The 12,380-nt window shown below is 76.6% G+C and carries 9 protein-coding genes; 3 read left to right on the plus strand and 6 right to left on the minus strand.

Translation table 11 applies throughout. The features are described 5' to 3' along the window. Nucleotides 1-34: 34 nt before the first annotated feature. On the minus strand, nt 35-217 hold the full coding sequence (locus ACH4SE_RS08320) for a hypothetical protein (RefSeq protein WP_398542506.1): 183 nt from the start codon (nt 215-217) through the stop codon (nt 35-37). Nucleotides 218-473: 256 nt separating this feature from the next. Beyond that, a complete protein-coding gene (locus ACH4SE_RS08325) occupies nt 474-734 on the minus strand; it encodes a hypothetical protein (RefSeq protein WP_398542507.1) in 261 nt (86 codons plus the stop codon). A 276-nt stretch (nt 735-1,010) separates the two neighbouring features. Between ACH4SE_RS08325 and ACH4SE_RS08330 the strand changes: the two genes are divergently transcribed. The 3 genes from ACH4SE_RS08330 to ACH4SE_RS08340 all read left to right on the plus strand — a co-directional run bounded on the left by ACH4SE_RS08330 (nt 1,011) and on the right by ACH4SE_RS08340 (nt 5,134). Next, complete coding sequence (locus ACH4SE_RS08330; protein WP_398542508.1) at nt 1,011-2,231, plus strand: serine/threonine-protein kinase; 1,221 nt, start codon at nt 1,011-1,013, stop codon at nt 2,229-2,231. Nucleotides 2,232-2,780: 549 nt separating this feature from the next. Then, complete coding sequence (locus ACH4SE_RS08335) at nt 2,781-3,971, plus strand: acyl-CoA dehydrogenase family protein (protein WP_398542509.1); 1,191 nt, start codon at nt 2,781-2,783, stop codon at nt 3,969-3,971. Next, nucleotides 3,968-5,134, plus strand: coding sequence for an acyl-CoA dehydrogenase family protein (locus ACH4SE_RS08340; protein WP_398542510.1), 1,167 nt, complete (start codon nt 3,968-3,970; stop codon nt 5,132-5,134). The genes ACH4SE_RS08335 and ACH4SE_RS08340 overlap by 4 nt, the downstream gene beginning before the upstream one ends. 53 nt (nt 5,135-5,187) lie before the next feature. On the opposite strand, the gene galE is transcribed toward ACH4SE_RS08340, so the two are convergent. The 4 genes from galE to cobT form a co-directional block, all read right to left on the minus strand. Beyond that, a complete protein-coding gene (gene galE, locus ACH4SE_RS08345) occupies nt 5,188-6,195 on the minus strand; it encodes a UDP-glucose 4-epimerase GalE (protein ID WP_398542511.1) in 1,008 nt (335 codons plus the stop codon). A gap of 188 nt (nt 6,196-6,383) precedes the next feature. After that, nucleotides 6,384-7,196 (minus strand): TrmH family RNA methyltransferase, encoded by an 813-nt coding sequence (locus ACH4SE_RS08350; protein WP_398542512.1) that lies wholly within the window; start codon nt 7,194-7,196, stop codon nt 6,384-6,386. Then, a complete protein-coding gene (cobA, locus tag ACH4SE_RS08355; protein ID WP_398542513.1) occupies nt 7,189-8,442 on the minus strand; it encodes a uroporphyrinogen-III C-methyltransferase in 1,254 nt (417 codons plus the stop codon). The genes ACH4SE_RS08350 and cobA overlap by 8 nt, the downstream gene beginning before the upstream one ends. 266 nt (nt 8,443-8,708) lie before the next feature. Next, a complete protein-coding gene (gene cobT, locus ACH4SE_RS08360; protein WP_398542514.1) occupies nt 8,709-12,314 on the minus strand; it encodes a nicotinate-nucleotide--dimethylbenzimidazole phosphoribosyltransferase in 3,606 nt (1,201 codons plus the stop codon). Nucleotides 12,315-12,380: the final 66 nt, after the last annotated feature.

Consider the following 12,380-nt stretch of genomic DNA (forward strand, 5'->3'; position numbering starts at 1 on the left):
TGACCCGGACCGCTCTTCCGGGTCGGAGCGCCTTTCAGCGCCCCAGCAGGCCGGCCACGGACGACGCCTGTACGACCACCGCGTCCACCCCGCCGAAGAGGTAGGCGAGCAGGGCGGCCAGCGGCAGCACCATGGCCGCCGCCACCAGCGGGTGCCGGGACCCGTTCCGCCGGGGGGCGCGCACGCCGCGCGCCGTGCGCGTGACCGTGTTCGCCATACCCGCCCCTTCCGGGATCCGCCGTGTGGTCGTTCGCTGTGCAATCTGGCTGTACGTCTTGGGCGGCGGGCGCTTGACCTCGGGGGACGAGTGCTCCGCCCGCCGCTTGATCTCCACACTAGGCGCGCCCAGGGCCCCGGTCGTCAGGCCCTGGTACCCCTTCGACGGCCTCCCGGAGGATGACGACGGCCGCCTCGTCTACTCCCCTGGGTGGATCCCGCTCCCCCGGCACCCAGGGTGATACCTGAGCCGCCCGCTACCCGGCGGCCCGCTCCTGCGCGCTCTCCTCGGCCCGCTCGTCGTCCCTCGGCACGGGCTGCTCGACCAGCGCGAGGACCCGCGTGGCCATGAAGCGCGCGGTCCGCACGACCGTCCCGCTCCTCGTGACCTCGCTCACTTCCACGACCCCGCGGCGCACCGCGGACTCCACCCGGCGGCCGGCCCGGGTGGCGACGACCTCATACGTGCGGGTGCTGTCCCCCGCGTCGACGACTATCTCCACGCGATCACCTTTCACGGCGTCATTCCCCTTCGCAGGATGGACCGTTGGCGGATCGCGGCCAGGCGGCGGCCCCCTGTCGGGCCGGCACCTCACCGTTGCTTCCAGCTTCCCACCCGGCACTGACAATTCACGGCCCGTCGCCTGCGGGCCTTCACCGCGCGACGGGAGGTGAGTCCGTAAGCTGTGGGCGGCCCGCGCGGCCGCCGGCCCGGCCCGCCGGGCAGCAGCGGCGGACGCGGCGGCAGTGGAGCAGCAGTGGGGTCCGCCCCCACCGGAGGCAGGGGTACGGACATGGCGATGATGCGGCTGCGGCGCGAAGATCCGCGGGTCGTGGGCGCCTTCCGGCTGCACCGGCGGCTCGGCGCGGGCGGCATGGGCGTGGTCTACCTGGGGGCGGACAAGCGCGGCCAGCGGGTCGCGCTGAAGGTGATCCGGCCGGAGCTGGCGGAGGACCAGGAGTTCCGGTCGCGCTTCGCCCGCGAGGTGTCCGCCGCCCGGCGGATCCGCGGCGGCTGCACCGCGCGGCTGGTCGCGGCGGACCTGGAGGCGGAGCGCCCCTGGTTCGCCACGCAGTACGTGCCGGGGCCCTCGCTGCACGACAAGGTCGCCGAGCACGGCGTGCTCTCCGCCACGGAGACCGCCTCGATGGGCGCGGCGCTCGCCGAGGGCCTGGTCGCGGTGCACGAGGCCGGGGTCGTCCACCGCGACCTCAAGCCGTCCAACATCCTGCTGTCCCCCAAAGGCCCGCGCATCATCGACTTCGGCATCGCCTGGGCGACGGGCGCGAGCACGCTCACGCACGTCGGGACGGCGGTCGGCTCGCCCGGGTTCCTCGCGCCCGAGCAGGTGCGCGGAATGCCCGTCACACCGGCCACCGACGTCTTCGCCTTCGGCGCGACGCTCGCGTACGCCGCCACCGCGGACTCACCCTTCGGGCAGGGCAGCTCGGAGGTCATGCTCTACCGGGTCGTCCACGAGGAGCCCGATCTCGGGGCCGTGCCGGACGCGCTCGCACCGCTCGTCTACGCCTGCCTGGCCAAGGACCCGGAGGAGCGGCCGAGCACGACGCAGCTCTCGGAGCGGCTGTCCGAGATCGCGGCGCGCGAGGCCCGCGGCATCGGCGCGCCGCGCCGCGAGGGGCTGCCCAAGGCGGCCGGGCCGCGGCCGGAACGGCCCGTCGGGCGCCGGGCGGAGGAGTACGCGCAGCAGCGGACGCAGCGGCGGACGCCGCCGCGGCTCGACTCCCCCGGCGCGGGTGGGGCGGCGGGCCGCGCCGCCGGACCCGCCACGGGCGGGGCGAAGCCGACGGTGAAGGCCACGATGCCGTCGGCCCGCACGGGGGCGGCGCGGACACCGGCGCGGACGCCGGGACGGACGCCGGGCGGGCGGCGGCCCGGGACGCCGGGGGCCGGGAGGCGGCGCCTCATGCGGCAGCGGCTCGCGGTGTTCGTGGTCGTGACGCTGCTGGCGGCGGCCATCATCGCGACGGTGCAGGGGTGTCATCACTTCTGAGGGGTGGTTGCCGTCGCCACGGCGGGGCCCTCACCGCGGCTGAGCGTTCCCGCACCCCCGGCCAGGTGCCCCCTGACGCGGGCGGACGGCTGCGCCCGCCGTCGACGCTGCGTGCGCAATTCCCCGCGCACCCCCGGGTGCCGCCTGACGTGCGCGGCCGACACGCCCCCCCCCACCACGGCGAACGCGCGCCCCTCGCCCCAACGGGGTGCCACCAGACGGGGGTCGGCTGCGCCCCCACCACGGACGAGCGCACAGTCCCCCGCCCCCCGGAGGCCCCCACCTGACGTGCGCGGCCGACACACCCCCCACCACGGCGAACGCACCCCCGTCCCCCACGAGGTGCCACTGCCACGGGCGGTCGACCACGCCCCGCCCACGGACGAGCGCGCAGTCCGGCCCCCAGCGGCGGGGCCGTCTGGCGTGGGAGGGCGACCGTGCCCGGGCGTCGGGGAAAAGGGGTGGCTCCGGGCGCGACGTGGAGGGTCGGGGAGGAGTAACGTAAACAAGCGCTTGCTTAGTCGGTGGAGTGGAAGGGGCGGCTGCGCTATGGGGAGTGTTGAGGCGGGCGAGGTGCGGGAGCGGGCGCGGGCGTTGCTCGCGGCGCATCCGCCGGGGAGTACGCCGGCGCTGGAGTTCCTGCGGGCGCGGTTCGACGCCGGGCTGGCCTGGGTGCACTTCCCGGTGGGGCTCGGGGGGCTGGGGGCGCCCCGGGCGCTGCAGGGGGTGGTGGACGAGGTGCTGGTGGCGGCCGGGGCGCCGGACAACGAACCGCGGCGGATCGGCATCGGCCTGGGCATGGCGGCCCCGACGATCCTCGCGTACGGCACCGCCGAGCAGCAGGCCCGTTTCCTGCGGCCGCTGTGGACGGGCGAGGAGGTCTGGTGCCAGCTCTTCAGCGAGCCGGGCGCGGGCTCGGACCTGGCGGGGCTGCGGACGCGCGCGGCACGGGACGGGGACGGGTGGGTCGTGGACGGCCAGAAGGTGTGGACGTCCAGTGCCCACACCGCGCGCTGGGCGATCCTCATCGCCCGCACCGACCCGGAGGCGCCCAAGCACCGCGGCATCACGTACTTCGTGTGTGACATGACCGATCCCGGCGTGGAGGTGCGGCCGCTGCGGCAGATCACCGGGGAGGCGGAGTTCAACGAGGTCTTCCTGACCGGCGTGCGGATCCCGGACGCGCACCGGCTGGGCGCGGTGGGGGACGGCTGGCGGGTGGCGCAGGCGACGCTGATGAACGAGCGGGTCGCGATCGGCGGCGGCTCGTCGGTGCCGCGCGAGAGCGGCATGATCGGGCCGGTCGCGGCGACCTGGCGGGAGCGCCCGGAGCTGCGCACCCCCGAGCTGCACGACCGGCTGCTGACGCTGTGGGTGGAGTCGGAGGTGGCGCGGCTGACCGCCGAGCGGGTGCGGCAGCAGATGGCGGCGGGCACCCCGGGCCCCGAGGGCTCGGGTCTGAAGCTGTCGATGGCCCGGCTGAACCAGCAGCTCAGCGGGCTGGAGCTGGAGCTGCTGGGCGAGCAGGGGCTGCGCTACGGCGACTGGACGATGGTGCGCCCGGACAGTGTCGACTTCTACGGGCGTGACGCGGGCTACCGCTACCTGCGGGCGAAGGGCAACTCGATCGAGGGCGGCACGTCCGAGATCCTCCGGAACATCGTGGCCGAGCGCGTGCTCGGGCTGCCCGCCGAGCCGCGCAACGACAAGGACGTCCCGTGGAAGGACCTGCCCCGATGACCGCCACGACGCACTCCCCCGCGGCGCCCGGCCTGCTGTACTCCGAGGTCGAGGACGACCTGCGCGCGGCGGTCCGCTCGGTGCTCGCCGACCGCTGCGGCCCGGCCGCGGTGCTGGGCCGGATCGAGACGGACGAGCCGTACGACCCCGCGCTGTGGCGCGTGCTGGCCAGCGAACTGGGTCTGGCCGGGCTGCTGGTGCCCGAGGAGTACGGCGGGCAGGGGGCCTCGGCCCGGGAGGCCGCAGTGGTCCTGGAGGAGCTGGGCGGCGCGGTGGCCCCGACGCCCTTCCTCGGCAGCGCGGTGCTCGCCGCCACGGCGCTGCTGGGCTGCGCGGGCGCCGGTGACGCGGCGGCCCCGCTGCTCGGCCGGCTGGCGTGCGGCGAGGTCACGGCGGCCCTTGCGGTGCCGCTGCCGGCCGCGCCGGGCGGCGGCTTCCCGGCGGGCGTGCGGGCCGACGCGGCGGGGCGGCTGTCGGGCACGGTGACGAGTGTGGCCGACGCGCTCACCGCGGGCGTCCTCGTGGTGCCGGCGGAGGGCCCGGACGGGCCCGCGCTCCACGAGGTGGCCGCGGAGGCGGTGCAGGTGCGGCGGCCGGTGAGCCTGGACCTGACCCGGCCGCTGGCCGACGTGACGCTGGAGGGCGTGCCGGGGCGGCTGCTGGCCGCCGGGGACACGGCGCGGGCGGCGCTGGAGCGGGCGCTGCTGACCGGGGCGGGACTGCTGGCGTCGGAGCAGCTGGGCACGGCGCAGTGGTGCCTGGACGAGACGGTCGGCTACCTGAAGCAGCGCCACCAGTTCGGCCGGGTCGTGGGCTCCTTCCAGGCGCTCAAGCACCGGCTGGCCGATCTGTGGCTGGAGGTGGTGTCGGCGCGTGCCGCGGCGCGCAGCGCGGCCGCCGCGCTGGCGGCCGGGGAGTCGCCGGCGCAGACGGCCGAGGCGGAGATCGCGGTGGCGGTGGCGGTGGCGCAGGCGTACGTCTCGCCCGTCGCGGTGCACGCCGCGGAGGAGGCGGTACAGCTGCACGGGGGCATCGGCATGACCTGGGAGCACCCCGCGCATCTGTACCTCAAGCGCGCGAAGGCCGATCAGATCGCGCTGGGCTCCCCCGGCCACCACCGCCGCCTGCTGGCGGCCCGGGTCGGCCTGCCGCCGGCGCCCTGACGCGCGGGCGGGCCGGCGGGGGGGCTCCCCGCCGGCCTGCTCCCGGCTCCGGCTCAGTCCTCGACCGGGCCCAGCAGTTCCAGCAGCCTGCCGCGCCAGGTGAGGGAGTCGCGGATGCCGTCGCGCACGTCGTACTCCGGCTTCCAGCCGAGCAGCCGGGCGGAGCGGCCGGTGCGGGTGTACGCGCCTGCCACGTCCCCGGGCCGGCTCGGTGCGTCCTCGGTGCGCAGCGGGGTGCCGGTGACCTCGCCGAAGGCCGCGGCCAGCTCGCGCACGGTGGTGCCCTTGCCCGTACCGAGGTTGACGACGAGGTACGGGGGCCGGTCGCCGCCGACGATGTCGTCGAAGCGGGTGAGCGCGGCGACGTGGGCGCGCGCGAGGTCCCAGACGTGGATGTAGTCGCGGATGCCGCTGCCGTCGGCGGTGGGCCAGTCCACGCCCGTCACGCGGAAGACGTCGCCGCCCTCCCATGCGGCGATCATCTTGCCGAGCGCGTGCGAGGGTTCGCGGATCTGGAGGCCGGTGCGCATGCGCGGGTCGGCGCCGATGGGGTTGAAGTAGCGCAGCGACACCGCGCGCAGGTCCGTGCCGGCGGCGGTGTCGGCGAGGATGCGGTCGATGACGGCCTTGGTCTGCGCGTAGGGGCTGCCGGCCGCCACCGGCGAATCCTCGTCGACGGTGAAGTCCGCGTCCGGCTGGTAGACCGAGGCCGACGAGCTGAAGAGGACGCGGCGGCAGCCGTTGCGTTCCAGGTGTTCGAGAAGCGCGATGGTCTTCGCCACGTTTTCCCGGTAGTAGCGCAGCGGTTCGGCCACCGAATCGGGGACGACGATCAGCGCCGCGCAGTGCACCGCCGCGGTGATGTCCGGGTGCTCGCCGAAAATACGGTCCAGGAGCGCGCCGTCCGCGATGTCCCCGCGGTAGAACACCCGGCCCTCGGTGAACTCTTCGAGCCCGGTGACCAGGCTGTCCAGGATGACCGGGGTGTGCCCCTCGTCCAGCAGCGCGCTCGCGACCGTACTGCCGATATAGCCCGCGCCGCCGGTGACAAGAATTTTCATGTGCACCCATCTCCGCTGCCCCGTACCAGGATTACGGCAACCCTAGCACCACGGCCCCGGACGGCAGGGGGAGGAATCCACAGCCTGCGCACAGGGCGATCGCTTATGGGGGTGCGGCGCAATATCGCGCGGCCGGGGCGGGTAATGGGCACCGGCAATTCTTTGTGCGAGGCGTATTCCTTACGGAATTACGCGCCGGCGGCCACGGCGTAGAAGGCCACCGCGGCGGCCGCGCCCACGTTGAGCGAGTCGATGTCGTGGGACATCGGGATGCGGACGAGGGTGTCGGCCGCGGCCAGCGCCTTCGTGCTGAGGCCCGGGCCCTCGGCGCCCAGCAGCAGCGCCAGCCGCGGGATTCCGGCGACCGGCAGCTCCGGCAGCGCGGTCGCCCGCTCCGCCGGGGTGAGCGCCAGCAGCCGGAAGCCGGCCTCCTTCACGGTGCCGTACAGATCGCGCGGCCAGGCCTCCAGCCGGGCGTAGGGCACGGAGAAGACCGCGCCCATCGAGACCTTCACCGACCGGCGGTAGAGCGGGTCGGCGCAGTCCGGGGAGAGCAGGACGGCGTCCATGCCGAGGGCGGCGGCACTGCGGAAGATCGCGCCGATGTTGGTGTGGTCGTTGACGGCCTCCATCACGACGACGCGGCGCGCGCCCGCGAGCACCTCCGCCGCGTCCGGCAGGGCCTTGCGCTGCATCGCGGCGAGCGCGCCGCGGTGGACGTGGTAGCCGGTGACGCGCTCGGCGAGCGCGTCGTCGACGACGTAGACGGGCGCGGGCACCTCGTCGACGACGTCCCGCAGCGCCTCCACCCACTTCTCGGTGAGCAGCATCGAGCGCATCGGGTACCCGGCCGCCAGGGCGCGCCGCACCACCTTCTGCCCCTCGGCGATGAAGAGGCCCTCCGCGGGCTCGCGGCGGCGCCGCAGCTCGACGTCGGTGAGGCCGGTGTAGTCGTGCAGCCGCGGGTCGTCCGGGTCGGTGACCGCGACCGGTTCAGCCATGGACGTTGCCCTCGGTGTACGCGCCGCCCGGCCCGCCCACCGTCACCACGTCGCCGACGACCACGACCGCGGGCGGCCGCACGCCCTCCTCGGTGACGGTGCGGGCCACCGAGGCGAGCGTGGCGTCCACCCGGCGCTGCGCCGCTGTCGTGCCCTCCTGCACCACCGCGACCGGAGTACCCGCCGGCCGGCCGCCCGCGATCAGGGCGTCCGCGATCGCGCCGATCCGCTCCACGGCCATCAGCAGCACGAGCGTGCCGCGCATCCGCGCCAGCGCGGGCCAGTCGACGAGCGAGCGGGCGTCGTCCGGGGCGAAGTGGCCGCTCACCACGGTGAACTCGTGCGCCACGCCCCGGTGGGTGACCGGGATGCCCGCCGCGCCCGGCACGCTGATCGAGCTGGAGATGCCGGGGACGACGGTCACCGGGATGCCCGCGGCGGCGAGGGCCTGCGCCTCCTCCATGCCGCGGCCGAAGACGAACGGGTCGCCGCCCTTGAGCCGCACGACGGCCTTCCCGGCCTTCGCGTGCTCGATCAGGGCGGCGTTGATGGCCTCCTGGGCCATCGCCCGGCCGTACGGGATCTTCGCCGCGTCGATCACCTCGACGTGCGGCGGCAGTTCGTCCAGCAGGTCGCGCGGACCGAGCCGGTCGGCGATCACGACGTCCGCCGCGGCGAGGAGGCGGCGGCCGCGCACGGTGATCAGGTCCGGGTCGCCCGGGCCGCCGCCGACGAGCGCGACACCCGGGGTGCGGTCGCGGTACCGGGGCGACACGAGGGTGCCGTCGCGCAGCCCCTCGACCACGGCGTCCCGCACGCCGGCGCTGCGGCGCGGGTCACCGCCGCTCAGGACGGCGACGGTCAGGCCGTCGGTGCGGCCGGTCGCCGGTGTCCACGCGGAGGCCTCGCGCGCGTTGTCGCTGCGCACGCACCACACGCGGCGCTCCTCCGCTTCCGCGGAGGCCGCCGCGTTCGCCGCCGGGTCGCGCGTGGCGACCAGCGCGTACCAGGCCTCGGCGAGGTCGCCCGAACGGTAGGGGCGGCGCTCCCAGCGCAGCTCACCGGCATCGGCCATCGCCTCGACGGAGGGGGTCACCTCCGGCGCGACGACGACGACGTCGGCGCCGGCCGACAGCAGCGCGGGCAGCCGCCGCTGGGCGACCTGGCCACCGCCGACCACCACGACCCGGCGACCCGCCAGGCGCAGTCCCACGGGGTAGGCGGGGGCGTCGTCCCTGCGATCCATCGCGCTCCTTATGACATGTCACGGCGAACTCTGATCTTACGTTGCACCGCGGAGCGCGCTTCGGGCCGCCCCGTGGGATGCTCTCCGCGCTCCGCCGCCGGCGGGGGCCGGACGCGCGCGCCCAAGGAAGCGCCTGCCTGCACGGCAGGAGGCGGCCGCGGCCGCGCAGGGCGCACACCGGGGGCGCCCGGCGACGAGGGCGGGAGGACCGCACGGCACGGCACGGGGGCTGCCCGGGGCGGCGGGTGCCGCCCCGGGTCAGGGGGTCAGGACTTCTCGGTGACGCCCGCCGCGTCGAAGGTGGCGACCTCGTGCATGACGCGGGCGGCGCTCTGGACGAGGGGGAGGGCGAGGAGCGCGCCCGTGCCCTCGCCGAGGCGGAGGTCGAGGTCCACCAGCGGGCGCAGTCCGAGCGCGGTGAGTGCGGCGACATGGCCGGGCTCGGCGCTGCGGTGGCCGGCGATGCACGCGGCCAGCACCTCGGGCGCGATGGCGCGGGCCACGAGCGCCGCCGCCCCGGCGGAGACCCCGTCGAGGATGACGGGGGTGCGCAGAGCCGCCGCCCCGAGGAGCAGGCCGGTGAGCGCGGCGTGTTCGAGGCCGCCGATCGCGGTGAGGACGGCGATCGGGTCCGCCGGATCGGGCCGGTGCAGCTCCAGCGCGCGCCGTACGACCTCCACCTTGCGCGCGTGCATCTCGTCGTTGATGCCGGTGCCGCGCCCGGTGACCTCCGCCGGGTCCGTACCGGTGAAGACGGCGATGAGCGCCGCGGAGGTCGTCGTGTTGGCGATGCCCATCTCACCGGTGAGCAGCGCCTTGTTGCCCGCGGCGACCAGGTCGCGGGCGGTCTCGATGCCGACCTCGACGGCGCGCAGCGCCTCCTCGCGGGTCATGGCGGGGCCCGCGGTGAAGTCGGCCGTCCCGGCGCGCACCTTGCGGGGCAGCAGGCCGGGCGTGGTGGGCAGTTCGGTGGCGACGCCGACGTCGATGACGCAGACCTCGGCGCCGACCTGGTTGGCGAAGGCGTTGCAGACCGCCCCGCCGCCGAGGAAGTTGGCGACCATCTGCCCGGTGACCTCCTGCGGCCACGCGGTGACGCCCTGGGCGTGCACGCCGTGGTCGCCGGCGAAGATGGCCACGGCCGCGGGCTCGGGGACGGGCGCGGGGCACACCCGGGAGAGCCCGGCGAGCTGCGCGGAGATGATCTCCAGCATGCCCAGTGCCCCGGCGGGCTTGGTCATCCGCTTCTGCCGCTCCCACGCCTCGCCCAGCGCCTTCGCGTCGAGCGGGCGGATGGCGCGCAGCGTCTCCTCCAGGAGGTCGTGCGGCTCCTCGCCGGGCAGCGCCCGGTTGCCGTACTCCTCCTCGTGGACGACCCAGGACAGCGGGCGGCGCTGCGACCACCCCGCCTGCATCAGCTCGGGCTCCTCGGGGAATTCGTCGACGTACCCGACGCACAGGTACGCGACGACCTCCAGGTGCTCGGGCAGGCCGAGTTCCGCGACGACCTGGCGCTCGTCGAAGAAGCTGACCCACCCGACGCCGAGGCCCTCGGCACGGGCGGCGAGCCACAGGTTCTCGACGGCGAGCGCGGAGGAGTACGGCGCCATCTGCGGCTGGGTGTGCCGGCCGAGGGTGTGCCGGCCGCCGCGCGTGGGGTCGGCGGTGACGACGATGTTGACCGGCGTGTCGAGGATGGCCTCGATCTTGAGCTCGCGGAACTGCCGGGCGCGGGCCTTCGGCAGCGACTTGGCGTACGCCTCGCGCTGGGCCATGGCCAGCTCGTGCATCTTCTCGCGGGTCTTCTCGGAGCGGATGACGACGAAGTCCCACGGCTGGGAGTGGCCGACGCTGGGCGCGGTGTGCGCGGCCTCCAGGACGCGCAGCAGCACCTCGGGCGGGATGGGGTCGGAGCGGAAGCCGTTGCGGATGTCGCGGCGCTCGCGGATGACGCGGTGGACGGCGTCGCGTACGGCCGGCTCGTAGGCCTCCGCGGGCTCCCCGGCGGGGGCGGGCGCGGCGGCGTCCTCCGGCTCGGCCGCGGCGGCGGGTGCCTCGGCGGCTTCCACGGCCGGGACTTCGGCGGCGGGCTGCTCGGCGGGCGCCTCCGGCTCGGGCTGCGCCTGCGGGGCCGCCACCCCGGCCTCCACGGCCGGGACTTCGGCGGCGGGCTGCTCGGCGGGAGCGGCGGGCACGGCGGGCGCGGCCGCCTGCTCGTCGAAGGCCGGGCCGGACGGCGGGGCGGCGAGGTCCAGGCCGATGGGCGCGGCGGCAGGCCGGCCCGGGGCGGGCGGCGCGGCGGCGGGCCCGGCGAGGGCGGGGGCGGGCACAACGGTGCCCTGCGGCGGGGTCGCCCCCGCGTCCTCCCCCGGGGCGGGCGCCGCGGCCTCGGCGGCAGGTACGGCGGGCTCGGCGGCAGGCGCTGCGGCCTCGACGGCGGGCACGGCGGCCTCGACGGCAGGCGCTGGGGCCTCAGCAGGGGGCTCGGCGGGCTCGGCGGCGGGTACGGCGGCGGGTACGGCCTCGGCAGCAGGCACAGCGGCCTCGGCGGCAGGCGCCTCCGGGCCCGCGCCGGGCGCCGGGGCGGGCCCGGCCTGCGGAAGGGCGGTGACGGGCCCGGGCGGGTTCGGGGACGGGGACGGTGACGGGACGACGCTGTCGGCGTGCGGGATGAGCGACTGCTGGGAGGGCGTCCGGTCGGCCGCGGGCCATCCGCCGTGCGCTCCCGCGGAGGCGTCGCCGGGCTCCCCGTTCTGCTGGGCGGGGATGGTGTGCGGGCCCTCCGGCGGCACGTCGAGGTATTCGGGTCCCGACGTCGGCGGGCCCTGTACCCGGACCGGCGGCGGCACGGGACCGCCCTGAGCGGGCCCGCGGTCGGCGAGGGAGCGGACGGACACGCCGCCGCTCGGGGTGTCCTGGACCGGCGGGCCCATGTGCAGCGGGCGGCGCGGCGGGGCGGCCGCGACCGGTGTGCCGCCCGCCACCTGCCCGGATCCGGCGCCCTCGGCGGTCTGTTCGGCTCCCGGGGCCCCACCGGACGCGGGTGTGCCCGCCGCAGCGGCCTGCGCCTGCCCCGGAAGGGCCTGCGCCCCACCGGGCACGGCGGATTCCGCGCCCTGCGACGGCCCGTCCTGGGCCGCTGGACCGGCGGTTCCTTCGGCGCCCTGCGGCTCCTGCCCGGCAACGCCCGGCGCGGACTCAGCGCCCGGCGCGGCCGCGGCGGCCTGCTGCCCCTGCGCGAAGCCTGGCCCCGCGTCTCCCGCGGCCTGGCCCGGCGCCGTCCCGGACACCACGTCACCCGGCGCGAAGCCTTCGGCCGCCACCTGGTCCGGCGCCCCGGCAACGCCCGCGCCCGGCACGGCGAATCCGGGTCCCTGCGGCGCGAAGCCCGCTTCCGCGGCACCCGGCGGCGTGAACCCCTGCTCCTGCGCGGCGAACCCGGCGGCCTCGCCGCCTCCCGGCTGGCCCGGCGCCGCGAACCCCTGCTCATGGGCCGCGCCCGGCACGGGAAGGCCGGGCGCGGATTCGGTGCCCTGCGGCATGCCGTGCGCGTAGCCCTGCGCGAAGTGCCCCTCGGGGAGCGGTGCCTGCGGCGGTTCCGGCTGGGGCGGCACGGGCTGGGGGTCGCTCCAGGTGCCCTGGGGGCCGGGCATGAGGAGCACGTCGTCCTCGTCGTCGAGCCCGGCACCGGGGACGGGGGGCTGGTCGAGGTAGCCGTAGGGGGGGTTGTCGAGGCCCGCGGCCGGCTGCGTCGCCCAGCCGTTGGCGGTGGCCTGCGGTGCGCCGAGTGCGCCGGTGTGCGGCTGGTGAGCCGCGTCGCCGACCGCGTTCTCCGGCAGCCCCTCGCCGGGGATCTGACCGGTGTCCGTCATGCGTGCCCCTCGCCCATCGGTTTCGCTCCTTCCAGCCGCTGCGCCGCGCACACCCACCCCTCACCG

It is taken from the genome of Streptomyces sp. NPDC020983, from assembly GCF_044333485.1.
Taxonomy (GTDB): domain Bacteria; phylum Actinomycetota; class Actinomycetes; order Streptomycetales; family Streptomycetaceae; genus Actinacidiphila.